This window comes from Klebsiella sp. FDAARGOS_511 (genome assembly GCF_003812845.1).
In the GTDB taxonomy this organism is placed as follows: Bacteria; Pseudomonadota; Gammaproteobacteria; order Enterobacterales; family Enterobacteriaceae; genus Klebsiella; species Klebsiella grimontii.
On record NZ_CP033824.1, the window covers coordinates 5,530,272 to 5,553,501 of the forward strand.

Genomic DNA, 23,230 nt, shown 5'->3' on the forward strand with positions numbered 1-23,230 from the left:
GCATCATGTCTTTTACATCCCGCTTACTAAGCGATATCCCCGGTATCCGCTACGCCTTTCTCGACGTTCATGAAACCGCCGCCTTTCCCTATAGCGAAATGGCGCCGGTTAAACTGGTTCACAGCAATATCGTGCATGAGTATCGGGCGCCGCAGGCGGAGCGACCCCACGCCGATGCGATGTTTACCGCCGTCAGCGGGCAGAAGATGGGCGTGGTGACCGCCGACTGTCTGCCGCTGCTGATGGCGTCGCGAGACGGGCGCTATGTCTGCAGCGTACACGCAGGCTGGCGCGGCGCGGCCAGCGGAATTATCGACAATAGCCTCGCGCTGTTTCAGCGTTATCACGTCGACCCGCAAGATCTGGTGGTGGTGAGCGGGCCGCATATTCATGCCTGCTGCTATGAAGTCACCGGCGACTTCTACCAGGCGCTGCTGGCGATGCCCGCCGGCGAACTGGCAAAACGCCATCGGCAGCAGCTTTTCCTGCCCCATCAGGCGGCGTCGGAGGGTGAACAGGCGAAAGCGACCGGTGACGACAATTTTTGGTTCGATCTGCGAGCCTTTGCGCGTCTCCTGCTGCGCGAGGCGGGCGTGCCGGATGAAAACATGGAGTGGCTGGGGAGCTGTACCTACTGTACGCCGCAACTGCTGGGGTCGTATCGCCGGCGTACGCATTTTCCGGCGCCGAAATCATTTCAGTATTCATGGATCATGCGCGAGCCTGGTGAGACGAAATGATGTTTGATGATGTGTAACATCGGCGGTCGTTTGCTATCTCTGCACTCCTTCAAACAAGGAGGATTGCAAAATGAAATTGAACCCGTTCGCTGTATGTTTCGCACCGCTGCTGGCCGCCAGCGCGTTTTCCGCTCATGCTGGCCCGCAGGCCCATGTGGTCTGCGCATATCACCACACGTTGGGCGATGACGCCATCATGATGTTCGGCAAACCGAATCAGGCCATGTGGCATGATTTTTTTGGTAATACCCATACCGATGCGGTTTCCACCTATCAAACCCTGCGCGACCAGCCGGAAACCACCTGCGATAACAAGGCCGACAGTTCCGCCTACTGGGTGCCGTCAATGAAGCTGCCGGATGGTCAGGTGGTGACGCCGGCGTATCAAAAAACCTACTATCAGACCAGCAAAGTGGAACAGTATCCGCTGCAACCGTTCCCGGCGGGTCTCGAACTGCTGGCGGGAGACCATCATGGCTCGGCCCCCAGCTCGCGGATTACGTTTTTGTGCGCCAACGGGAAAGGCTACAGCAACCAGGCAGGGGAGGTCTGTGGACTGCGTAAAGGCGGCGATGCGGTACAGTTTAATATCGGTATTCAGTTCCCCAACTGCTGGGATGGCGTCAACCTGAAGCCGGCTCACGGGCACAGTAACGCGGCATATGATGTCAACGGCGCCTGTCCGAGTGATTATCCGGTGAAAATCCCGACGGTAAATATGAACGTTGCCTACGTTCTGCCGCAGATAACCTCGCTGGATACCGCAAAAATTCAGCTTTCACTGGATCCGGTTATGGACGGCGATAAGCGCGAAGAGCGCTGGGGCAGTATCTATACGGCGCACGCGGATTTTATGAACGGCTGGACGGTGGAAGGGGCGCACTATATGACCGAGCGCTGCATGAACAAGGGGATCGACTGCGGCAGCGCGGTGCCGTATCGCTTCACGACGGCGAAGGAGAATGCGCTGGTGGACAGCACCGAGCCGACGGTTGCCCACGCCGCACCGGAAAACCTGGTGGTGAGCGATAACTGGCAAAACGGCGGGCGGACGCATAACCCGGAAACCATGACGCTGGTGAAATTTCCTATCCCGCCGCTGCCGCAGGACCAGGACGCCTCGCTGTTTAAATATCAGCTGCGGATCTACGGCGGTAAAGTGGAGACCAACGGCGCGGATCAGATCTTCTTCTATCCGGCGAACAATGACTGGAGCGCCAGCAGCGTGACCTGGAATCATCGTCCACCCTGCAACTACAGCTCACAGGCGTCGTTGTATCTCAATTCCAAACGCGAATACCGGATGGTGGATGTCGATAAAGCGGTGCGCAAGGCGCTGGCGGAAGGCAAAACCGAGATTTCGTGGTATATCGGCGGCGACCGCCAGGGCAATCGTTATCATTTCGACCCGGCGGGCGCGCAGCAGGAGCCGATGCTGATGCTGATGGGCTTTAAAAATACGCCGGAGATCTGATTGCGTCCCTTCCCCGAGCTACTGGACCGCAGATGGCTGTGGACCCGTAGCCCGGGCAGGCGCTTTGCGCCGCCCCCGGGATTAGAGCGCAGAGTGGCATAATTTCCCGGAGGCGATGCTGCGCATCTGTCCGGGCTACGGTATGGCCGACGGTGGTGAGCCCTTAGCCCCGCTAAGCGCAGCGCGAGCGGGGAAATTCACAACACCGTAAACCCGTGCGTGCCATCGCGCTTGAGCTGTTTAACCAGGCCGAACTCCCAGTCGAGGTAGGCCTGCATTGCCCCGGGGGAGTTATCGGTACCTTCATACGGGCGCTGATAGCGATCGCTGCGCGGCGTCGCCAGATGCGTCTCGCCGTGCTCGAGCGCAAGCCCGGCGTCAATCCACGCCAGAGTGCCGCCGCTCAGCAGTCGCACCGGTTTACCGGTTAACGCCGCCACCTCAGGCACTGCATAGCGGGCCAGCAGGCTGCTGCCGCAGGTGACAACGTAACGTTCGGCGGAAGGGATAACCTCCAGCGCCTGGCGCAGCTGCGAACGTATCAGCCAGTAAGCGCCGGGAATGTGCCGGGCGACATAGTTGGCGCTGGTGGTGAAATCCAGTACCACGGTGCCCGGTTCCCGCAGCTGTTCCGCCAGCTGCTGCGCAGAGATCTCCTCCGCCTGCGGACCAGGCGGTACGCGGCCTGCGGGGGTACCGCGCTCGCTAAAATCTTCCGCGCGCGCATCGTGTAAGACCGCCACCTCCCAGCCCATCTGCGCCAGCCAGGACGCCGTTATCGGCGCGCGTATCTCGTCATCGGCAACCAGCACAATGCGCGCCCCGCGCACGCTGGCGAAATGGTCGGTCTCCTGCACCAGCTGCCCGCCGGGCGCGCTGACGCTCTGCGGCAGATGGCCCGCGGCATACTCTTCCGGACTCCGGACGTCGAACAGATAGGTGGTGCGTGCGGGCTGCCGCAGCCAGCGCTGAAGGGTGGGGCTATCGATAAAGGTGACTCCGGCGCGCTCCGCCAGCTGTCTCACCGTCGCCGCGCGTTCGGCTGGGGCGCGAAAATCGGCGTCGTAGCGCCGCTGCTGGGCGCGCTCAAGGTCAAACCCGGCTAAGGTCCAGCCGATGGTGCCGTTGCGCAGCGCGTAGACCGGGTTGGGCAAACCGGCATTGCGCAGCGACTGCGTGCCGATAATGCTGCGCGTGCGCCCGGCGCAGTTGACGATCACCGTCGCCTGCGATGACGGAACCAACCCCTCAATGCGCAGCGCCAGCTCCCCGCCGGGCACGCTGATGCTGCCGGGAATATTCATGGTGTGATACTCATCGAAACGGCGCGCGTCGACCACCACTACCTCCTGTGGGCTATCGAGCAGCGCTTTCACTTCCCCGGCGCTCAGCGAGGGGGTATGCCGCTCGCTCTCCACCAGCTCGCCGAACGCTTTGCTCGGCGAATTGACGTCCTGAAACAGTTCCCCGCCGCTGCGCTGCCAGCCCGGCAGGCCGCCTTCCAGCAGGGCGACATTTTCGTAGCCCCAGCTCTGTAGACGCTCGACGGCTCGCTCTGCCAGGCCCTCGCCGCCGTCATAGACGGTAATCGGCGTCGTCAGGCGCGGTACGCGCCGAAAAATGTCCAGCTCCAGCTTGCTGAGCGGCAGATTGGCGGCAAACAGCGGATGGCTGCGGGCAAAGTCGGCCTCTTCGCGAACGTCGATCAGCGCCAGCTCGGCGCCGTCAAGCAGCGCCTGGCGCAGCTGTGCGGCCGGACGATAAGAGCAGGTGGGCATATTAATTATCCTTTGAGAGATCCCAGATATTGGGTAAGTGGCGGTTGGAGTAACCGGAGACAAATGGTTTGACGAGGCCTTCCGGGGTATAAACCGCGCGCCTGACGCCGCCGATATTGCCGCCGTAAACGTGAATACTGATCGAGACGCTATCCGCCAGGGCGTTGCTCACCCGGTGAATATCACCGTCGCGGGAAGAGACTTTTTCCACCTCGCCTGGGGAAAGGCGTTCAGCAACGCCGCTGACCACCGGCTGGCCGCGCTCGTCCAGGCGGTAGCGCTGATTCTCCTCCGCGCCGCGCAGCATGCCGATGGCGCCCCACACCCGATGGTCGTGAATCGGCGTCGATTGCCCCGGGCCCCAGACGAAGCTGACAATGGAGAAACGCTGTCCGGAGTCAACATGCAGCAGGTACTGCTGATAGTGGTGGGGATGCGGCAGGGTGTACTCTTCCGGCAGCCAGTCATCTTTTTTCACCAGCGCGGCCAGGCGCACGGCCACGGCGTCGAGCAGGGCCTTCTCGTCGGCGAACTCGCGATGCAGTGCATCAAGGTCTTGAATAAACTGGCGTAATTTTTCCACTCGCGGTGCGGTCATGGTCGCTTCCTGTTGTCGGGACTGGTCTTTACGCTAGCAAAGGCGTTAATATAATTAAAATGCAATTTCCGCATATATTAATATGCAAAAATCACATTGATAGCCTACCCATCAAGCGTCATTGGCGCAGACAGTTTGAACACGGCCAGCGCGGAAGAACCGGAGCGTACACGTAGTACGTGAGGATTATTCGCTACGCTCCCCCTTCGGGCCGCCCTGAAGGCGTTCAAAACTCTATGAGTTTTGTCTGAGCACTGCCCAGGTTCAAAATGGCAAGCAAAATAGCTCTGATGGGCCAGGCTTTAAGGACGCTATGCGCATCGACGACATTGACGCACTGCTGGCCACCGTGCAGTTTTCCTCGCTTAACCAGGCCGCAGAATATCTTGGTATTACCCAATCAGCGATAACCCGGCGTCTGCAGCGTCTGGAACAAACCCTCGACGTGACGCTGCTGGAGCGTCAGACCCGGCCGCTCACCCTGACCGCCGCCGGGCACCGGGTTTACGAGCAGTGTTTGAGCATCAAGCGGGAGACCAAAAAGCTGTACGGCCTGCTCGACCCCGAAGCGGAACCACACGGTATTCTGCGTCTCGGCGTGCCGCAGAGCGTGGCGGAAATTGCCCTGCAGCCGGCGCTGGCCGCGCTGCGCCAGCAGTTTCCCGCTCTCCAGCCGCAGGTGACCTGCGGCTGGAGCGGTCTGCTGCAAAAGCGCCTCGAGAGCGTCGAGCTGGACGGGGTGCTGGCGATGGGGCCTGAGCAGCAACGCTTTGCCGAAGGCTACAGCGGAAGGCTGCTGTGCCCGCTGGATATCGTGGTGATAGCGGCGAAAAGCTGGCGCCTGCACGCCGGAGCGCTGCGCGACTGCGCGGAAAAAGGCTGGGTGCTCAATCCCGACGGCTGTGGCCTGCGGGCGGGGCTGATCCGCGAGTTGCAGTCCCAGGGGCTGCGCTTAGCGCTGAATGTCGAGACCGCGGGCGCCCAGCTGCAAATCAGCCTCGTGGCGCAGGGGCTGGGGCTTGGCCTGGTGCCGCGCGCCGCGCTGGCCGCCAGCCCGTGGCGCGATGACGTCGCCGTGCTGACCCTCGCTGACTTCCAGCCCGCGGTGCATCTGTGGTTGGTTCACGCGCAGAATCTGGCTAATCTGAGCCAGCCGATGACTTTTTTCGCCGGCAAAGTCGTTCAGCAACTGAACGTATCTGACTGAAACCTAAATACAATTTTTATCAATGCTTATCTCGCATATTAAGATATGATAAAAATGCATTTTGTTCATTAAGAGCCCGTGTATAGGGTAATGAAAACGCGCCGCCGCAGCGGTCCACTCATTATCCTGCTACAAGGAGTTCTGCATGAGCATTCAGTTTCTCGGCATGATCGGCCACCGCCTGTCGTCGGAAACCATCGCCCCGGTCGGTCCGGTTTTTGACCGCGATTACATCGTGCGTTTCGCGCAAACCCACGAGGCTGCCGGGTTTGACCGCCTTCTGGTGGGGCACTGGTCCGATCAACCCGATGGCTTTCTGGTGACCGCGCTGGCGGGCCTGTCGACGCAAAAGATCGGCTTCCTGTTGGCCCATCGTCCCGGTTTTGTCTCGCCAACCCTCGCCGCGCGTAAGTTCGCTACCCTTGAACACCTGCTGGGCGGCCGTCTGGCGGTGCATATCATCAGCGGCGGCAATGACGCCGAGCAGCGCCGTGACGGCGATTACCTCGATCACGACCAGCGCTATGCGCGTACCGATGCCTTCCTTGAGACCGTCCGCAAGGTGTGGACCGCCGAACAGCCGGTGGATATCGCCAATGATTTTTATCAGGCTGAACAGGCGTGGTCGGCGATTCGCCCGCTGCAAAAGCCGCATATTCCCCTCTACTTCGGCGGCTCCTCGGAAGCGGCCATCGCCGTGGCCGGTAAACATGCCAACGTTTTCGCCCTGTGGGGAGAGTCGCTGGCGCAAACCGCGGAAACCATCCAGCGCGTGCGGGCCGAGGCGGCGAAACATCAGCGCGAAATCGACTTCAGCGTCTCGTTCCGGCCGATTATCGCCGCGACCGAAGCCGAGGCCTGGGAGAAAGCCGAGCATATCCTGCACGTCGCCACCGAGCGGGCGGCGCAGAGCGGAGGCGGTTTCAAAGCCAAGCCCGACAGCGTTGGGGCGCAGCGTCTGCGGGCGACGGCGGCGCAGGGCAAGGTGGTGGATAAACGCCTGTGGACCGGGATCGCGCAGCTGGTAGGCGGCGGCCACAACTCCACCGCGCTGGTGGGCACCCCGGAGCAGGTCGCCGACGCGCTGCTCGATTACTACGACCTCGGTGTGCGCAACTTCCTGATCCGCGGGTTTGATCCGCTCAACGATGCTCAGGAGTACGGTAAGGCCCTGCTGCCGATAACCCGCGAAAAAGCCGCCCTGCGCGCGGTGGCGGAGCGCGCATCGTGATCGATCAGGCCAATGATGGCTGGGCGCGGCGGTTAACGGAGGTGCGCCAGCTGATGGCGGAGCAGGCGACTAGCCTTGACGCCAACGGCGAATTTCCCCGCGACAATATCGACCGTCTGCGCCAGCGCGGTTTTTTAAGCCTCGCCGTGCCGCAGCAGTACGGCGGGGCAGGTGCCGATCTTCCCAGGCTTCAGCAGGCGGTCGCCGCCATCGCCTGGGGCGAACCGGCGACCGCGCTCATTGTTTGCATGCAGTATCTGCATCATCTGCGGCTGGCGGAAAACGCTGGCTGGGCCGAGCCGCTGCGTAAGCGGGTTTTTCACGATGCCGTCGAGCGGGGCGGTCTGATCAACAGCCTGCGGGTGGAGCCGGAACTCGGCTCTCCAGCGCGCGGCGGCCTGCCGCAAACCGTGGCGACCCGCCGCGCAGGGGGCTGGCAAATTAACGGTCACAAAATTTATACCACCGGTGTTGAGGGACTAAGCTGGCTGGCCGTCTGGGGACGGAGCGACGACGCTCGGCCACTGGTCGGCACCTGGCTGGTTCCAGCCGACAGCGAGGGCGTCAGCGTGGTGAAAAGCTGGGATCACGCCGGAATGCGGGCAACCGGCAGCCACGAAGTGGTGCTCAACAATGTGCGGGTGGCCGATGAGTATGCGGTGGACGTGTGGGCGGCCGATGCGCCTCCCGCGCCGGACGCCGAGCAGTTTCGTCTGTTTGCCAATCGCCATACGGCGCTACTGGCGGCGATCTACGACAGCGTGGCGCGCGCGGCCCGCGACTGGCTGGTGACGTGGCTGGGTACGCGTATTCCGGGCAGCCTTGGGCAACCGCTTTCCAGCCTGTCGCGCGTGCAGGAAAAAGTCGGCCAGATTGACGGATGGCTGCTGGTCAACCGCAGCCTGCTGGAAAAGGCCGCGCAGCTGGGCTTTTCCGCCATTGAGGCGAATCTGGCGAAAGTGACGATTACCGACAACGCCATTCAGGCGGTAAACCTGGCGCTGGAGCTGACTGGCAACCATGGCCTGAGTCGGCAAAATCCTCTGGAACGCCACTATCGCAACGTCCTGTGCGGTCGGGTACATACCCCGCAGAACGACAGCGCGTGGCTGGCGGCAGGCAAATACGCTTTTCAAAAATAAGGATAATTCATATGCGCAAACTTCATTTTACCCGTTTAGCCGGGGCGCTGATGCTGCTGGCGCTGAGCGGCTATGCGGCGGCTCAGGAGCGAATCACCCTGCGAATCGCCGATCAAAAGGGCGGCATGCGCTCGCAGCTGGAGGCCGCCAACGCCCTGCAGGATCTCCCCTACGAGATTAAATGGGCCGAGTTTCCGGCCGCCGCGCCGCTGGCGGAAGCGCTTAACGCCGGGGCGGTGGATGCGGGGATTATCGGCGATGCGCCGCTGCTGTTCGCGCTGGCTAACGGCGCGCCGGTCAAAGCTATCGCCGTCGATAAAAGCAACCCTGCCGGCACCGCGGTGCTGGTCTCGCCCGGCAGCGCGTTGAAGAGCGCCGCGGATTTAAAAGGCAAACGCATCGCCACCGGTAAAGGGTCGATTGGCCACTTTGTGGCGCTGAAAGCGCTGGAGCAGGCGGGGATTTCGCCGAAAGAGGTGCAGTGGGTGTTTCTCGGCCCGGTGGACGCCAAAGTGGCGCTGCTCAACGGATCGGTTGACGCCTGGGCGACCTGGGAACCCTATACCACGCAGTTGGTGAAGACCGCGGAAGGAAAGATTCTGGTCAGTGGTAAAGGGCTGCTGCCGGGCAACACCTTCCTGGCGGCAACCGATGATGCCCTGAAAGACCCGCAAAAACGCGCGGCCCTGCAGGATTACCTTACCCGCCTGGCCGGCGCCGAGCGCTGGGCCTACGCCAACCTTGATAGCTACGGTAAAACGCTGGGGGAGATTATTCGTTTCCCGGCGGATATCGCCCGCGTGCAGTTTGCCAATCGCCAGTCACAGTGGCAGCCTCTGGACGCACAGACGGTCGCTCAGCAGCAGTCGACGGCGAATTTTTACCTCGCCAACGGACTGATCCGCGCAAAGCTGGACGTGACGCCGACGTTTGATAACGGCTTTAGCGTGCCCGCCGCCCAGGCCCATGCGGAGGTGACGCCATGATGAAAGCCGCTTTTTCCCGCCGTCGTTTCTTACGCTTGACCGGCGGGCTCGCGCTCGCCGGGGCATCCCTGCCGCTTTGGGCTCACGATATGGCGGCCATGGCGAGCGGGGAAGAACATCCGGCGCTGCGCCTGGCGCAGCCGTATAAAATCAAGCTGGCGATTAACAAAAGCGCGGTGTGCCTGGCGCCGGTTGCCGTCGCCGAGCAGCAGAAGATCTTCAGTAAATACAATCTCGACGTGGAGTTCGTTAACTTCGGCAACTCGACGGACGTGTTGCTGGAGGCGATTGCCACCGGCAAGGCCGACGCCGGCGTCGGGATGGCGCTGCGCTGGCTGAAGGCGCTGGAGCAGGGCTTCGACGTGAAGCTCACCGCCGGAACCCACGGCGGCTGCCTGAACCTGCTGACGGCGAAAAACTCGCCGTTCGGCGGCCTGGAGAGCCTGAAAGGGCAAACCATCGGCGTCACCGATATGGCCGGGCCGGATAAAAACTTCTTCGCCATCTTGCTCAAGCGCCACGGCATCGACCCGATAAGCGATGTACAGTGGAAAGTCTATCCGGCGGATCTGCTCAGCGTGGCGCTGGATAAACGCGAAATAGCAGCCATCAGCGGCAGCGAGCCCTTTAGCTATCGCCTGCTGGCAACCGGCAAGTATCAGCTTATCGCCAGCAATATGACCGGCGATTACGCCAACCTGAGCTGCTGCGTACTGGGCGTCAGCGGTAGCCTGGCCCGCGATCATAAACCCGCCGCCGCCGCGCTCACTCAGGCGATTCTTGAGGCGCACAGCTATGCCGCCGCGCACCCGGAAAGCGTGGCGCAATCCTTCCTCGCCCATGCGCTGAATACCAATGAGGCGGAGGTCAGCGGCATTCTCCACGGCCAGGGGCACGGCCATCACGCGGTGGGCGAGGCGTTTGTCAAAGAGCTGACCCAGTACGCCGTAGATCTTCAGCGGGTGCAGGTCATTAAGCCGGGCACCGATCCCCATCAGTTTGCGGAGAGCATTTATGTCAACGTTTTCGCCTGAACGGGCGCTGGCGCGTGCGACAAGCGGCAGACCGCTGTGGACGGAAGGCCTGCTTGCCGCCGCGCTCTGGCTGCTGGGCGGCCTGTTTACCCTGGCCTGGCCCGATGCCGGGCGGCGCTGGCCGTTTAGCGAAGGGTGGGCGCTGGCGCAGTTCACTCTCGGCGGCGGGCTCTTGCTGCTGGCGCTGAGCTACCGCTACTGGCGGCAGCGCGGGGCTCGCCTGCAGCATGCTGGAAAGTGGCTGGCGCTGCTGCCGGTACTCTTTGCGCTGTGGGAGGGGCTGACGGCAAAGACGGCCTTTCTGCCGGTGCCGTTTTTCGCGCCGCCGCAAGCGCTGATTGAGGTACTGTACGATGACTGGCCGCGCCTGCTCGATAGCCTGCTGCATTCGCTGGGACTGCTTGGGCTCGGGGTGCTACTGGGTACCAGCTGCGGCTTTATCAGCGGGCTGGCGATCGGCTGGTCCCAGCGGATCGGCTATTGGGTGCATCCGGTGTTGCGTCTGCTGGGGCCGGTGCCGTCCACCGCGCTGCTGCCCCTGTGCCTGTTTATTTTCCCTTCCAGCTTCGGCGCCAGCGTATTCCTGATTGCGCTCAGCACCTGGTTCCCGGTGACCGTGCTGACCTGGTCCGGAGTGATCGGCATCGATAAGGCATGGTATGACGTCGCGCGGACCCTGGGCGCCAGCCAGCGCTTCCTGATCCTGCGCGTGGCGATCCCCGCCGCGCTGCCGAACGTCTTTGTCGGCCTGTTTATGGGGCTTGGCGCATCGTTTTCGGTGCTGATCGTCGCCGAAATGGTCGGGGTGAAATCGGGTATTGGCTTTTATCTGCAGTGGGCGCAGGGTTGGGCTGCCTATCCCAATATGTACGCGGCGCTGCTGGTGATGGCGCTGCTCTGCTCCGGCCTGATTAGCGGACTGTTTATGGTGCGCGACCGGCTGCTAAGCTGGCAGCGGGGAGGCATGCAATGGTAACCGTGAACGCAATACCTCAGGCGGCATCGGCCGGCGCGGCGGTGTCGATAAGCCATCTGCATCACGCTTTTAGCCTTGGTAAACAGACGGTGCCGGTGCTGGAGAACATCAGTCTGCAGCTGCGGCCCGGAGAGAGCGTCGCGCTGCTCGGCCCCTCGGGATGCGGTAAATCCACTCTGCTGCGGCTGCTGGCGGGACTGGAGCCGCAGCAGGCCGGGCAAATTCAGATTGATGAGGCGGCGATGGGCGGACCGGGGCCCGAACGGATACTGGTGTTTCAGGATCCGACCCTTTATCCGTGGCTGACGGTGCGGCAAAACGTGCTGCTGGGGCCGCAGGCGCAGGGGAAAAAGGGGCTTGAGCCAAAGGCCGATGCGCTGATTGCGCGAATGGGGCTGCAGGCGTTTAGCGAAGCGTGGCCGCGCCAGCTCTCCGGCGGCATGGCGCAGCGTGCGGCGCTGGCGCGCGCGCTGCTGAACGAACCGCGCCTGCTGCTGCTTGATGAGCCGCTGGGCAAGCTGGATTCGCTTACCCGCATCAGCATGCAGCGGGAGCTGATCGCTCTATGGCAGCAGCAGGGCTATACCAGCCTGCTGGTCACCCACGATATTGAAGAGGCGCTGCTGCTCTGCGATCGGGTGTTAATCATGTCACCGCGACCGGGACGGATTATCGCCGAGTTTGCGCTTCCGCTGGCGTATCCCCGCCATCGCGACAATCCGCTGCTGCTACAGCATCGGCAGGATATTTTGCGCATTCTTGGCCAGGGTGAGGACTGGTAAGGCAAGGCGTTATCCGGGGCGTGCTGATTCTGACCGTTTGGCGGGGATTCCCGGGGGCGGCGCTAGGGCCGCGCCTTGCCCGGGCTACAGTGTGCTAGCCCGGATAAGGCGCCGCGATCCGGGACAGGGATAAGGCTTAAAAATCCATCTTCACCGTAAACTGCACTTCCCGCGGGTCGCCGATCTGGTTACCGAGGTTGTTGGTGCCGATGGAGGAGGTGTAGTAGGTCTTATCAAACAGATTTTTCACGTTAACCTGTAGCGTCACCGGATATTGCAGCTTCATCTTATAGGCCGCAAACACATCCGCCACCGCATAGCCCTGCAGATAATAATCTGCGCCGTTGGTACCGGAACGTTTGCTTACCGCGCGACCGCCGCCGCCCACCGTCAGGGTATTGCTGTCGTAGACGTTGTGAATGTCGTAGCTCAGGAACAGCGAACCGGTGTGTTTCGGCACGTTCGGCAGCGGTTTGCCTTTGTAATCCGGATCGTCGGTGACTTTCGCATCGGTATAGCCGTAGCTGGCGATAACGCTCAGGTTATCGGTTAGCGACCCGGCCACGTCCACTTCGACGCCGCGGGAGCGTACCTTACCGGCGGTTTTTGCCACCGTCTCATCGCCCACGGATTCCGTGTAGAGGACGTTGCGCTTATCAATATCAAACAGCGCGATATTGGCGGTGATGCCATTGAACAGATCGAACTTCGCGCCCAGCTCGTACGCCGTGGACTCTTCCGGCGGCAGATTGCCAATATAGCTGGCGATGGAGGACTGCGGCATAAACGACTGCGCCACGTTACCAAACAGGGAGATGGACGGTGTCAGCTTATACACCAGGCCCGCTTTCGGCGTCCATTTCTGGTCGCTGCTGTCGGTATTGACGTTAAACGGGCGACCTTTCCCGGCGTACTGGGTGTAATACTGATAGCGCACTCCGGCAACGGCGATCCACTTATCGCTAAGATAGAGCGCGTCCTGGACGTAACCTGCATAACTCTCCTGCTGAATACGCTGATCGCTATCGGATGCCGAAACGCTGGAGCATTTGTCGAGCGTACCGTAGACCGGGTTGTAGATATTAAATCCCTTGACGTTCTTACAGCGGATCATATCGGTGCGCAGCAGATCGTAATTCTCATAGGCCAGGCCGGTGAGGATCTCGTTATAGAAGCCGCCAATGACCACGTTACCCTGTAAATCCGCCCGCGTAGCGTGCATCTTCTGGGTTGAACCGTGGGTGGCGTCGACGCGGCGGGTCAGGTTGCCGGTCGCCGAGTCGTAGGCCATGACCCGGGCCTGATCGTCGTTGTAATGATCCTGGCTGTAGCTGTAGTCGAAGCGGGCGGTCCAGGCGTCGCTGAGACGGTATTCGGCATTCAGCTGCGCGAGATCGGAATAACCGTCGGTAATATTAAACGGTTCATCAAAACGCGTTTTGCGATCGACGTTCACCGCATGGCCGGTGTTCAGATCGAAGATGGTGCCACGATCGAATGGGGTACTGTAGTTACGGTGAGAATATGAGACGTTCACCGTTGCGCGCTCGCCGAACCAGGTCAGGGAGGGGCTGATAAAGCTGCTCTTCTGTTTGCCGTAATTACGCCAGTAATCTTCATGCTGATATTCGCCAATCACCCGATACGCCAGCGGCGTCCCGTCGATGGGGCCGGTGACGTCGAACTGGCCGGTACCGCCGCCAAAGCTGGTGGAGGTGGCGGAGACGGATCCGCCGAAGCTACGCTCCGGGCGTTTGGTGACGACGTTGATCAATCCGCCAGGGTCGAGAATACCGTACAGCGTCGAGGCCGGGCCTTTGAGCACTTCGACGCGTTCGGTGGCGGCGGTGAAGCTGCGCGGCAGTACGGTGCGCAGGCCGTTGGTCATGATCGAGCCGTCGCGGTTGGCGCCGAAGCCGCGGCGGGTGAAGGCGTCCTGAGTCCCGCCGAGGGTATTGGTTTGTACCACGTTGGCGACGTTATACAGCGCTTCGTCGAGGTTGGTCGCATGCTGATCCTCGAGCACCTGCTCGCTGACGGTATTGACCACCTGCGGAATATCCAGCATCGGCATGGTAGTCAGCGTGGCGGTCGAGGTATTAACCGGCTGGTATCCCTGGGTAGCGCGTTGCTGGGTGCCTTCAGCCACGACCGTTATGGTCTCGTCAGCGGTTTTTTTTGTTTTATCGGCGCTATTTTCCGCGGCCACTAATCCCGGTGAGGTGAAAAAAATCAGTGAAAAAAGCGCACGCCCTTTTAATGCCGAAAAAGGGCCATTTAATGGAATCATTTTTGTGTCTCGTGAACGAACCTCGCCTTTGCGGAGAGGTAAAGCCAATAAAATCATTGCCCTGAAAAAGAAAGCTATCTGTTATTAACGCCAGAAGGCGCGCAGATATGTAATTGAGAATCATTCAATCACGAAGGAATGTAGTAGTAAACGTTATGTAAGATAAAAAAGCGCCGACGCAAATAATCACTCACTCAGCGCTGAATAAGCAGAGCGGATATAAAATAATTCGTTGTTTTTATTGTTGATTAATCCATGTGCTGCAGGTGCGGTTGTTGGTAGTAGACCGCCATTGCCGATGCGGTCGCGGGGTATTGACTACTACATTCATCCGCCGCATGATCAAAAGAGAATGAGATGTATTTTTGTTTGAGTGCGGAACGAGCGGGCCTGGCGCCACGCCGTTGCGGCGCGGGAGCGAGTTATGCCACAGCGGGTGTTGCCTGCAGAACAGGGAATCGTCCTCGATTCCCTGTCGGCCGGATATGGCCAGACGCTAATTGTCGATAATATTCATCTGACCATCCCCCACGGGAAAATGACGGTACTGGCCGGCGCTAACGGCTCGGGGAAATCGACGCTGCTGTCGACCATCGCCCGGATGCTCAAGCCGCTGGGCGGCTGCGTACGTCTGGACGGCGAGGTGATTCATCAGCTGCCGACCCGTGAGGTGTCCCGTAGGCTGGGCATTCTGCCGCAATCGCCGCTCACGCCGGAAGGGCTGACGGTGTTTGAACTGGTTTCCCGCGGGCGCTATCCCTGGCAGGGTCTGATGCGTCAATGGTCCGAGGCCGATGAACGGGCGGTAGAAGAGGCGCTGCGGCTCACCGGTACCGCCGAGTTTGCCCATTTAGCTGTTGATAGCCTCTCCGGCGGCCAGCGTCAGCGCTGCTGGATCGCGATGGCGCTTGCCCAGCAAACGGCGACGATTCTGCTGGATGAGCCCACCACCTGGCTTGACCTGCGCTATCAGGTCGACATTCTCGAACTACTGCAAACCTTAACCCGCGATCATGGCCGCACGGTGGTCACCGTCCTGCATGACCTGAACTTCGCGGTGAACTACGCCGACCTGCTGGTGTTTCTTAAAAAAGGGCAGATCGCCGGGGTGATTAATGAACAGGAAATCTGTACGCCGGAGCTGATCAAAATGGTCTTTGACGTGGACGTGCAGATGTCGCTCAATCCGCAGACCGGTAAGCCCTTTTTTATGCCGTTCCGCGCCCGTGAAGAGAAGGCGTTATGAGCGCCTCCGCGTTGTTCCTGCAGCGCCGGCAATCCCGGCCCCGGCTGGCGCTGGCGCTGCTGAGCCTGCTGCTGCTGGGCGGCTCGCTGGTGCATCTCGGGCTCGGCGCGCGCTGGATTGCGCCGCAAACGGTGCTGCAGGCGCTGCTCCATTACGATCCGCGCAACTTTGACCACCGCATCATCGTTGATTTACGTCTGGTACGTCTGGCGGCGGCGCTGCTTACCGGCGCGGCGCTCGGCGTGGCGGGGCTGCTGCTGCAAACCGTGATCCGCAACCCGCTAGGCGAGCCGCATATTCTCGGCCTTAACGCCGGCGCTTCGCTGGCGGTAGTGGCGACGTCGGCGCTGGGAGTCAGCCTCGGCGGCGTGGCGTTAACCAGGCCGCTCACCGCCGCCTGCGGCGCGGCGCTGCTGTTTGGCGGCGTGATGCTGCTGTCGTCGTCCGGGCGCGGCGGCGTTACGCCGCTGCGCATTACCCTGTGCGGGGTGGCGCTGTCGGCCTTTGCCTCGGCGGTCACCGCGGCGATTCTGATCCTCGATGAACAAACGCTGCTGGCGATGCGTACCTGGCTGGCGGGCGATCTTGCCGGGCTGAACTGGCAAACGCTGCGCGCTGCGCTGCTCCCGGCGCTGGCGGGAGTGACGATCGCGCTGGCCATCGCGCCGCGTCTGAACGTGTTGGCGCTGGGCGATAAGGTCGCGCTGGGGCTGGGGGTAAAGATTGTTCAGACCCGCCTGCTGGGGCTGGCCGCCATTGCGCTATTGTGCGGCTCGGCGGTGGCGGTGGCCGGACCGATCGGCTTTGTCGGTCTGGTGGTTCCGCACGTGGTGCGTCGGTTGATTAGCGAAGATATTCGCCTGGCGCTGCCGCTGGCCGCCCCGGTTGGCGCCCTGGTGCTGCTGCTGGCGGATATCGCCGCTCGTACGTTGGTCGCACCTCAGGAGCTGGCAACCGGCGCGATGACCGCGCTGGTGGGGGCGCCGGTATTTATTTTTATCGCCGCGAGGTTTTTTAAATGAAAAGCGCCGCCCGTCGCGCCGGTTTTCGGCCGCTTGTCTGCGGCGGCTGGTATCTTTTGCTGCGGCCAGCGGCGTTAAAAATCGCTGCCGGCATGCTGCTCGTTATCCTGCTGCTGGCGCTGTTTGGCCTGACCCGCGGCAGCTTCCCGATGCCTTCCGGTACCCTGTTTCGCGCACTGTTGGGTGCGGAAATCGTGGGCGAACAGCAGCGTTTTATCCTGTTTGATATTCGCCTGCCGAGGCTGTTTATGGCGCTGCTGTGCGGGGCGATGCTCGGCCTGGCCGGCGCGGCGATGCAGAGCATTACCCGCAACGGTCTGGCGGATCCCGGGCTTATCGGGGTGAAGGAGGGGGCCAGCATTGTGGTTCTGGCGCTGGTGCTGTTCTTTCCGGCGGTGGGCCTGGTCTGGCGGCCGCTGGCGGGGATGCTCGGCGGCGTGCTGGTGGCGCTGCTGGTTCTGGCGCTGGCCCGCGACTGTTCGCGCCCGCGCTTTATTCTCATCGGCATCGGCGTCTCCTGGACGCTGGCGGCGGCGGTCGGCATTTTTATGACTACCGCCGACGTGCGCGATGTACAGACGGCGATGATCTGGCTGGCGGGCAGCCTGCATGCGGCGACCTGGCCGCTGTTGGCCGTCGCTTTTTGCTGGGCGCTGCCCGGGGCGCTGATCCTTTTTTTGACCGCCAGGGCCGCCGATGCGGCGCTGCTCGGCGACCGCGCGGCCGTCGGACTCGGGGTACGCCTGCAGCAGCTCACCCTGCTGCGTTTCTTCGCGCCGGTGCTGCTGACCTCCGCCAGCGTCTCCTGCGTCGGGAGTCTCGGCTTCGTTGGCCTGATGGCGCCGCATATGGCGCGCTTTCTACTGCGCGGCGGCCAGGTGGCGCTGCTCTGCGGCAGCGCGCTGATCGGCGCGCTGCTGGTGCTAGCCACCGATACCATTGGCCGACTGGCGTTCGCGCCGCTGCAGATACCGGCAGGGATCGTGATTGCTCTGGTCGGCTGTCCGTTTTTTATCGTTCTGCTCTGGCGTCGCCGTGATGCCCTGTAAATCAAAAAGGATCGCTATGCGTTGGTTCGTTTCTCTGCTGGTGCTGTTGGCGGGCGTCGCCTCGGCCGCCGATACGCAAACCTTCACCGACGACTTAGGTCGCACGGTGACCGTTCCGCTGCACCCGCAGCGCATTGTGTCGATGCACGATCTGGATATCACCATTCCCCTGATTGAGCTTGGCGTCCCGCCGGTGGCCAGCCACGGGCGGACTCGTCCGGACGGCAGCCACTTTTTACGCGCCAGCGCGCAGCTGACCGGGATTGATTTCGATAACAGCGCGATTCAGTTTATCGGCACGGCGGATATCGACCTCGAAGCGGTGGCCGCCGCGAAACCGGACCTGATTATCACCGAACCGAGCCGCCACGTCTCGGTGGAGCAGCTGGAGAAGATTGCGCCAACGGTCAGCATCGATCATCTGCAGGGCAGCGCGCCGCGCATCTACCGTAAGCTGGCGCAGCTCACCGGTACCCAGCCGCGGCTCTTAATCCTCGAACGCCGCTATCAGGCGCAGATAGCCCAGCTAAAGGCGATGGTGGATACGCAAAACATTGTTGTCTCGGTGATTCAGGCCAACAACGGCAAGGTGACCGTGCATCACTCCTATCATGCGCTGGGCCGCGTGCTGCGCGATGCCGGATTCCGCTTCCCGCCGCTGATTGACAACATCCCTGAGGGCCAGCGCATTGACGTCAGCGCCGAGCAGCTACCGGAGCTGGATGCCGATTTTGTGTTTGCCACCTGGCGCTCCGATACCGGCGGTAAGCCGCAGGATGAGCTGCGGGCGATGGAGGGCGTGATGCCGGGCTGGTGCGACTTTATGCGCGCCTGTCGCACCGGGCGCTATATACTGCTGCCGCGTGAGGAGGTTATCTCTAACTCCTACGCCGCGCTGTCGCTGATGGTCGCCCAGGTGCAATCGCACATTGCCGGTCGTCCCTTACCCGAGGGGCTGAAATGAAAACGGCGGTCAAAAGAGAGAAGGGGCGGGTTGACCTGTTCGGCGAACGTTTTCGCGCCCGCGCGCATCAGCTGTCGCCGCGTCTGCTGGCGGTAGCGAGCTATATCAACGATAACCGGGAAGCGGTACTGGAGCGCACGGCCATGGAAATCGCGAGCGCGACCAACACCTCGGACGCCACGGTGGTGCGCGCCATCCAGGCGCTCGGCTTCGCCGGCCTGCGGGAACTGAAGCAGACCATGGAACGCTGGTTTGGCCCGTCGGCGACCTCGTCGGAAAAGATGATTTCAACGGTGAGCGCGCTCTCCAGCGATGTCCATTCGAGCATTGATTTTGTCCTTGAGGGGCATCAGCGGGCCTGCGAAGTGCTGTCGCGACCTGACAACCGCGCGGCGGTAGCTCAGGCGGTGGCGCTGCTGACCGGCGCGCGCCAGGTGGGCATTTTCGGGATCGGCGCCTCGGGCATACTGGCGGAATATACCGCCCGGCTGTTGAGCCGCATCGGCCTGCCTTCGTACGTGATGAACCGCACCGGCTTTAGCCTCGCCGAGCAACTGATCGGCCTGCAGCGCGGCGACGTGCTGATTATGATGGGGCAGAAGTCGCCGCACCGGGAGGGGATGACGACCCTGCGCGAAGCTCGCCGTCTGGGGATCCCGACGATTTTACTCACCCAGGCGCTGGACTCCCGCTTTAGCCAGCAGGCGCAGGTGGTGATTGAGGTGCCGCGCGGCGGCGATAACGGACGGGTGCCGCTGCACGGGACGGTGCTGGTATGTCTGGAGATGATCGTGCTGTCGGTGGCCTCCACCGCGCCGCAGAAGACGGTGAAATCGATGAAGCGGATCAATGAATTGCATCGGGCCATCGGGAAATCCGGCGGTAAACGAAGCTAAACGGCAGATAATTTACCGTCGGGAAGGTTTCCGGTTGCATGCCATGCTGACAGTGTGTATTTTTATGCAAAATTAATGCATAAAACGGAGTTGTCATGGTTAAGAAGTGGATGAAAGCATGCTGCCTGGCGGCGGCGATGATCGGCACCGCCCACGCGGCTCAGCAAACTTACGTGGTGGGTTCCGGCGGAACCTATCGCCCGTTTGAGTTTGAGAACAGCCAGAAACAGCTGGAAGGGTTTGATATCGATATCATTAAAGCGATCGCCAAAGCGGAAGGCTTTGATATCAAACTGGTCAATACACCGTGGGAAGGGATCTTCGCCACCCTGAGCACCGGCGATCGCGACATTATTATCTCCGGGATCACTATCACCGATAAGCGTAAGCAGATGGTGGATTTCTCCGCTCCTTATTTCCCGGCCGAGCAGTCCATCGTTGTGCCGGCGGATTCAAAAGTGACCTCCCTTGAGGCGCTGAAAAGCGAGAAAGTCGGGGTGGTGAACTCCAGCACTGGCGATATCGTGGTCTCCGACGTGCTGGGCAAGAACAGCACCGCGATCAAGCGCTTTGATAATACCCCGCTGATGCTGCAGGAGCTGTTTGAAGACGGCGTCAGCGCGGCGGTCGGTGACGTCGGCGTGGTGAAATACTACATCAAGCAGCACCCGGAGAAGCAGTTTAAGCTGGTGCCGGATGCCAAATTTGAGCGCCAGTACTTCGGCATCGCGGTAGCGAAAGGCAACAGCGAGCTGCAGGCGAAGATCAACGCTGGTTTACAGAAAATCATCGCTGACGGCACCTACGCTAAAATCTATAAAACCTGGTTCGACGACAACGTCCCGACGCTGCCAGCGCAATAATTCGCATTTTTGTTTCATCACGGCTATCGACTCTGGCGATAGCCGTATTTTTTAGGGAAGGATTATGACGGGATTCCGTTGGGAGATCATTGAGGAGTACGGTCCGCTGTTTATGGACGGTGCCCTGATGACCATTAAATGTACCATTATTTGCGTGATCCTCGGCACCCTGTGGGGGCTGACCCTTGGGCTGGGGCGGATGGCGAAAGCCGAGCACGGGGTATGGAAATACGTTCTGCGTTATCTGGTGCAGTTTCCGGTGCGCTTTTACGTCAGCGCGTTTCGCGGCACGCCGCTATTCGTGCAAATTATGGTGGTGCACTTCGCGCTGGTGCCGCTATTTATCAACCCGCGCGACGGACTGCTGGTGACCAGCGGCATGATGAGCGCCGATTTCGCCCGCGAGCTGCGCTCTAACTACGGCGCGTTTCTCTCCTGTATCGTGGCGATTACGCTAAACGCCGGGGCCTACGTCTCCGAAATATTCCGCGCCGGGATCCAGTCGATCGATAAGGGGCAGATGGAGGCCTCCCGCGCGCTGGGAATGCCGTGGTGGAAAACCATGCGTCAGGTGATTCTGCCGCAGGCGTTTCGCCGCATTCTGCCGCCGCTGGGCAACAACGCTATCGCCATCGTTAAGGACTCCTCGCTGGCGTCGGCCATCGGTCTGGCGGATCTGGCCTACGCCGCGCGCACCGTTTCCGGCGCCTACGCCACCTACTGGGAACCCTACCTGACCATCTCCCTGGTTTACTGGGTCATTACTTTCCTGCTGGCGCAGCTGGTTAACCGTCTGGAAAAGAGGTTTGGCAAAAGTGATTCACATTCGTAATTTACACAAGCGTTTCGGCGACAGCCACGTTCTGCGCGGTATCAGCTGCGATATCAAACCGCAGGAAGTGGTCTGTATTATCGGCCCGTCCGGTTCCGGAAAAAGCACCTTCCTGCGCTGCATGAACGCGCTGGAAACCGTCAGCCAAGGCGAGGTAGAGGTGAACGGCTTTGCCGCCCACGATCGCGCGACCGATCTGAATAAGATGCGGGAAAGCGTCGGCATGGTCTTTCAGCGCTTCAATCTGTTCCCGCACAAAACGGTGCTGGAAAACCTGATTATGGCCCCGATGAGCCTGCGCGGCATGGCGCGCGCGGAGGCGGTGCGTCTGGCGGAAGAGCTGCTGGCGAAGGTCGGGCTGAGCGACAAGCGCGACGCCTGGCCCTCCAGCCTCTCCGGCGGGCAGCAGCAGCGGGTGGCCATCGCCCGCGCGCTGGCGATGAAACCGTCGATTATGCTGTTCGATGAGCCTACCTCGGCGCTCGATCCTGAGCTGGTGGGCGATGTGCTGGAGGTGATGAAAAACCTCGCCAGCGAAGGGATGACAATGGTCATCGTGACCCACGAAATGGGCTTTGCCCGCGAAGTGGCTGACCGGGTTATCTTTATCGACCAGGGCATCATTCAGGAAGAGGGAAAACCGGCGCAGATCTTTAGCGCGCCGACTAACCCGCGCACCGCCGCGTTTTTAAGTAAAGTGCTGTAATCAATAACGCCCCCGGCGCGCGCCTGCGCCGCCGGGGAGAAGATCTTACGCGGAAGGTGAAAGCTCTTTCGTCCTCTCAACGCGTAACTGCCGAACGCTTAAGCGCTACTGCGCCGCCTCGCTAATATCATCCATCTCTTCTTCACGCTCGCGTTCGTCCGCCAGCAGCGCTTTTTCGCTTTTACCCAGGCACTGGATCAGCAGGAACAGCGCGCCGCTGACAAACAGCGTTATCAGCAGACCATCATAGCCCGCGACGCTGATCAGCAATCCGCTGACCACCGGCCCGGCCACGCTGCCCGCGGACCAAAAGAATCCCAGCAGGGCGTTGATCATAATCAGCTTCTGCCCGGAGAAGGTTTTCCCGGCGCGGACCAGCGACAGGGTATAGAGCGCCCCCGCCGCGGCGCCGAGAAGCAGGCAGCCGGCAATTAGCTGGATATGCGACGCCAGCAGAAACGGCAGGGCAAGCAGGGCGAGGCAGAAGACCACCGCGCAGGTCAGATGCACGCGGCGGATACCGAAGCGGTCGGCAATCCAGCCCAGCGGCGCCTGGAATACGGCATCGCCGGTTAATACCACGGTGACCAGCAGTACCGCCGTCACTTCACTCAGACCTTTATCCATACCGTAAAGCGGCAGCAGCGCCAGAATGCTGGCATCAAAAAAGGCAAAACAGAATACGCCGGAAGCCAGTACCGGTAAAAAAGCGCCGAGGCTGCGCCAGCTGGCGCGTTCCGCCAGCCGTTCGCGGCTGCCGGAGGGTAGATGGCGCAGCATCAGCAGGCAGGCGAGGGTCACCAGCCCGACCAGCAGCAGCGTCCATGATTGATACGCTTCTCCGGCGGAGATCAGCAGCGGCCCCGCCAGCTGACAGCCGGTAAAGGCGGAGGCATAAATGCCGGTCAGGGTTGCCCGGTTTTTCCCCGCCGCGCCGCCGGTGATCCAGCTTTCGCCAATGACGATAATCACCCCCGACGCCAGGCCGGTAACCAGCCGCGGCAGCAGGAGATGAACCATATCAAACGACAGGCAGGAGGCGATGGTTGACGCCGCCAGCGCCACCAGACTGACGGAGAGCAGAAGCCCCATCTCGAAGCGCCGGCACAGCGCGGGCGAGAGGAAGGAGGAGATCATCATCCCCGCTGGCGGTAGCGCGGCCAGCAGGCCGACGTAAACGGTATCAATCTGCTGCTGCGCCAGCTCCAGACTGATTAAGGGCACCGTGTATCCGGTGATAAATCCCACTAATGAAGCCGCCATGATCATCGCCAGCGTGGGGGCAAGACGATTCTGCTCTGGGTTGAACATTTTATTTCCGGTTAAGGAGGTCTGTAGAGTGAATTATTCGGCAAAACGCCAGTATAGCTGCATAATAATTAATCGCACGCCTTATGTCACCGTTGATATGACT

19 protein-coding genes and 2 pseudogenes are annotated in these 23,230 nt (G+C 61.2%); 17 read left to right on the plus strand and 4 right to left on the minus strand.

Annotated elements, in window-relative coordinates:
- Positions 1-5 precede the first annotated feature (5 nt).
- Together EGY08_RS27700 and EGY08_RS27705 are read left to right on the plus strand one after the other, a co-directional pair.
- Positions 6-740 (plus strand): polyphenol oxidase family protein, encoded by a 735-nt coding sequence (locus tag EGY08_RS27700; protein WP_087828222.1) that lies wholly within the window; start codon positions 6-8, stop codon positions 738-740.
- Between the two features lie 70 nt (positions 741-810).
- Complete coding sequence (locus tag EGY08_RS27705; protein WP_004119215.1) at positions 811-2,214, plus strand: DUF7594 domain-containing protein; 1,404 nt, start codon at positions 811-813, stop codon at positions 2,212-2,214.
- A gap of 197 nt (positions 2,215-2,411) precedes the next feature.
- Here the strand turns inward: EGY08_RS27705 and EGY08_RS27710 are convergent, their stop codons facing one another.
- Both EGY08_RS27710 and EGY08_RS27715 read right to left on the minus strand, forming a co-directional pair.
- On the minus strand, positions 2,412-3,992 hold the full coding sequence (locus EGY08_RS27710) for a rhodanese homology domain-containing protein (protein WP_123829224.1): 1,581 nt from the start codon (positions 3,990-3,992) through the stop codon (positions 2,412-2,414).
- A 1-nt stretch (position 3,993) separates the two neighbouring features.
- Positions 3,994-4,590, minus strand: a complete 597-nt coding sequence (locus tag EGY08_RS27715; protein ID WP_004119221.1) for a cysteine dioxygenase — start codon at positions 4,588-4,590, stop codon at positions 3,994-3,996.
- A 313-nt stretch (positions 4,591-4,903) separates the two neighbouring features.
- On the opposite strand from EGY08_RS27715, the gene EGY08_RS27720 reads away from it, so the two are divergent.
- The 7 genes and pseudogenes from EGY08_RS27720 to EGY08_RS27750 all read left to right on the plus strand — a co-directional run bounded on the left by EGY08_RS27720 (position 4,904) and on the right by EGY08_RS27750 (position 11,948).
- Positions 4,904-5,797 carry a LysR family transcriptional regulator gene (locus tag EGY08_RS27720; protein ID WP_087828254.1) on the plus strand — a complete coding sequence of 298 codons (894 nt, stop codon included), beginning with the start codon at positions 4,904-4,906 and terminating at the stop codon, positions 5,795-5,797.
- A gap of 145 nt (positions 5,798-5,942) precedes the next feature.
- Positions 5,943-7,044 (plus strand): annotated as a pseudogene (locus EGY08_RS27725) (LLM class flavin-dependent oxidoreductase).
- A 37-nt stretch (positions 7,045-7,081) separates the two neighbouring features.
- A complete protein-coding gene (locus EGY08_RS27730; RefSeq protein ID WP_123829459.1) occupies positions 7,082-8,170 on the plus strand; it encodes an acyl-CoA dehydrogenase family protein in 1,089 nt (362 codons plus the stop codon).
- An 11-nt stretch (positions 8,171-8,181) separates the two neighbouring features.
- A complete protein-coding gene (locus tag EGY08_RS27735) occupies positions 8,182-9,156 on the plus strand; it encodes an ABC transporter substrate-binding protein (RefSeq protein WP_123829225.1) in 975 nt (324 codons plus the stop codon).
- Positions 9,153-10,190, plus strand: coding sequence for an ABC transporter substrate-binding protein (locus EGY08_RS27740; RefSeq protein WP_004119236.1), 1,038 nt, complete (start codon positions 9,153-9,155; stop codon positions 10,188-10,190). The genes EGY08_RS27735 and EGY08_RS27740 overlap by 4 nt, the downstream gene beginning before the upstream one ends.
- Positions 10,171-11,166, plus strand: a complete 996-nt coding sequence (locus EGY08_RS27745) for an ABC transporter permease (protein ID WP_049115191.1) — start codon at positions 10,171-10,173, stop codon at positions 11,164-11,166. Before EGY08_RS27740 ends, EGY08_RS27745 begins: the two co-directional genes overlap by 20 nt.
- Entirely contained in the window at positions 11,160-11,948 is a 789-nt protein-coding gene (locus tag EGY08_RS27750; RefSeq protein ID WP_004119243.1) for an ABC transporter ATP-binding protein, read from the plus strand. Before EGY08_RS27745 ends, EGY08_RS27750 begins: the two co-directional genes overlap by 7 nt.
- 136 nt (positions 11,949-12,084) lie before the next feature.
- Here EGY08_RS27750 and EGY08_RS27755 read toward each other — a convergent pair whose 3' ends face one another.
- Positions 12,085-14,157, minus strand: coding sequence for a TonB-dependent siderophore receptor (locus EGY08_RS27755; RefSeq protein WP_123829226.1), 2,073 nt, complete (start codon positions 14,155-14,157; stop codon positions 12,085-12,087).
- 505 nt (positions 14,158-14,662) lie between these two features.
- On the opposite strand from EGY08_RS27755, the gene EGY08_RS27760 reads away from it, so the two are divergent.
- The 8 genes and pseudogenes from EGY08_RS27760 to EGY08_RS27795 all read left to right on the plus strand — a co-directional run bounded on the left by EGY08_RS27760 (position 14,663) and on the right by EGY08_RS27795 (position 21,816).
- The gene (locus tag EGY08_RS27760; protein WP_004119255.1) at positions 14,663-15,484 is read left to right on the plus strand and encodes an ABC transporter ATP-binding protein; all 822 of its coding nucleotides are present in this window, start codon (positions 14,663-14,665) and stop codon (positions 15,482-15,484) included.
- Positions 15,481-16,506: a FecCD family ABC transporter permease gene (locus EGY08_RS27765; protein WP_123829227.1), complete on the plus strand. Its 1,026-nt coding sequence runs from the start codon at positions 15,481-15,483 to the stop codon at positions 16,504-16,506. Before EGY08_RS27760 ends, EGY08_RS27765 begins: the two co-directional genes overlap by 4 nt.
- Positions 16,503-17,555: a FecCD family ABC transporter permease gene (locus tag EGY08_RS27770; protein ID WP_112164807.1), complete on the plus strand. Its 1,053-nt coding sequence runs from the start codon at positions 16,503-16,505 to the stop codon at positions 17,553-17,555. The genes EGY08_RS27765 and EGY08_RS27770 overlap by 4 nt, the downstream gene beginning before the upstream one ends.
- Positions 17,546-18,519, plus strand: a pseudogene (locus tag EGY08_RS27775) (ABC transporter substrate-binding protein); the annotation flags it as partial. The gene EGY08_RS27770 and the pseudogene EGY08_RS27775, both read left to right, overlap by 10 nt.
- A complete protein-coding gene (locus EGY08_RS27780; protein ID WP_004119261.1) occupies positions 18,516-19,415 on the plus strand; it encodes a MurR/RpiR family transcriptional regulator in 900 nt (299 codons plus the stop codon). The pseudogene EGY08_RS27775 and the gene EGY08_RS27780, both read left to right, overlap by 4 nt.
- Before the next feature lie 95 nt (positions 19,416-19,510).
- Positions 19,511-20,278 carry a basic amino acid ABC transporter substrate-binding protein gene (locus EGY08_RS27785; protein WP_004119265.1) on the plus strand — a complete coding sequence of 256 codons (768 nt, stop codon included), beginning with the start codon at positions 19,511-19,513 and terminating at the stop codon, positions 20,276-20,278.
- Between the two features lie 64 nt (positions 20,279-20,342).
- A complete protein-coding gene (locus EGY08_RS27790; protein WP_004102832.1) occupies positions 20,343-21,110 on the plus strand; it encodes an amino acid ABC transporter permease in 768 nt (255 codons plus the stop codon).
- A complete protein-coding gene (locus tag EGY08_RS27795) occupies positions 21,094-21,816 on the plus strand; it encodes an amino acid ABC transporter ATP-binding protein (RefSeq protein WP_004119268.1) in 723 nt (240 codons plus the stop codon). Before EGY08_RS27790 ends, EGY08_RS27795 begins: the two co-directional genes overlap by 17 nt.
- A gap of 105 nt (positions 21,817-21,921) precedes the next feature.
- Here EGY08_RS27795 and EGY08_RS27800 read toward each other — a convergent pair whose 3' ends face one another.
- Positions 21,922-23,127, minus strand: a complete 1,206-nt coding sequence (locus EGY08_RS27800; RefSeq protein WP_123829228.1) for an MFS transporter — start codon at positions 23,125-23,127, stop codon at positions 21,922-21,924.
- Between the last annotated feature and the right edge of the window lie 103 nt (positions 23,128-23,230).

Bases quoted from the DNA above. Each gene is read 5' to 3' on its own strand.
- EGY08_RS27700 (WP_087828222.1), top strand. From the start codon at position 6: ATGTCTTTTACATCCCGCTTACTAAGCGATATCCCCGGTATCCGCTAC.
- EGY08_RS27705 (WP_004119215.1), top strand. From the start codon at position 811: ATGAAATTGAACCCGTTCGCTGTATGTTTCGCACCGCTGCTGGCCGCC.
- EGY08_RS27710 (WP_123829224.1), bottom strand. From the start codon at position 3,992: ATGCCCACCTGCTCTTATCGTCCGGCCGCACAGCTGCGCCAGGCGCTG.
- EGY08_RS27715 (WP_004119221.1), bottom strand. From the start codon at position 4,590: ATGACCGCACCGCGAGTGGAAAAATTACGCCAGTTTATTCAAGACCTT.
- EGY08_RS27720 (WP_087828254.1), top strand. From the start codon at position 4,904: ATGCGCATCGACGACATTGACGCACTGCTGGCCACCGTGCAGTTTTCC.
- EGY08_RS27730 (WP_123829459.1), top strand. From the start codon at position 7,082: ATGGCGGAGCAGGCGACTAGCCTTGACGCCAACGGCGAATTTCCCCGC.
- EGY08_RS27735 (WP_123829225.1), top strand. From the start codon at position 8,182: ATGCGCAAACTTCATTTTACCCGTTTAGCCGGGGCGCTGATGCTGCTG.
- EGY08_RS27740 (WP_004119236.1), top strand. From the start codon at position 9,153: ATGATGAAAGCCGCTTTTTCCCGCCGTCGTTTCTTACGCTTGACCGGC.
- EGY08_RS27745 (WP_049115191.1), top strand. From the start codon at position 10,171: ATGTCAACGTTTTCGCCTGAACGGGCGCTGGCGCGTGCGACAAGCGGC.
- EGY08_RS27750 (WP_004119243.1), top strand. From the start codon at position 11,160: ATGGTAACCGTGAACGCAATACCTCAGGCGGCATCGGCCGGCGCGGCG.
- EGY08_RS27760 (WP_004119255.1), top strand. From the start codon at position 14,663: ATGCCACAGCGGGTGTTGCCTGCAGAACAGGGAATCGTCCTCGATTCC.
- EGY08_RS27765 (WP_123829227.1), top strand. From the start codon at position 15,481: ATGAGCGCCTCCGCGTTGTTCCTGCAGCGCCGGCAATCCCGGCCCCGG.
- EGY08_RS27770 (WP_112164807.1), top strand. From the start codon at position 16,503: ATGAAAAGCGCCGCCCGTCGCGCCGGTTTTCGGCCGCTTGTCTGCGGC.
- EGY08_RS27780 (WP_004119261.1), top strand. From the start codon at position 18,516: ATGAAAACGGCGGTCAAAAGAGAGAAGGGGCGGGTTGACCTGTTCGGC.
- EGY08_RS27785 (WP_004119265.1), top strand. From the start codon at position 19,511: ATGGTTAAGAAGTGGATGAAAGCATGCTGCCTGGCGGCGGCGATGATC.
- EGY08_RS27790 (WP_004102832.1), top strand. From the start codon at position 20,343: ATGACGGGATTCCGTTGGGAGATCATTGAGGAGTACGGTCCGCTGTTT.
- EGY08_RS27800 (WP_123829228.1), bottom strand. From the start codon at position 23,127: ATGTTCAACCCAGAGCAGAATCGTCTTGCCCCCACGCTGGCGATGATC.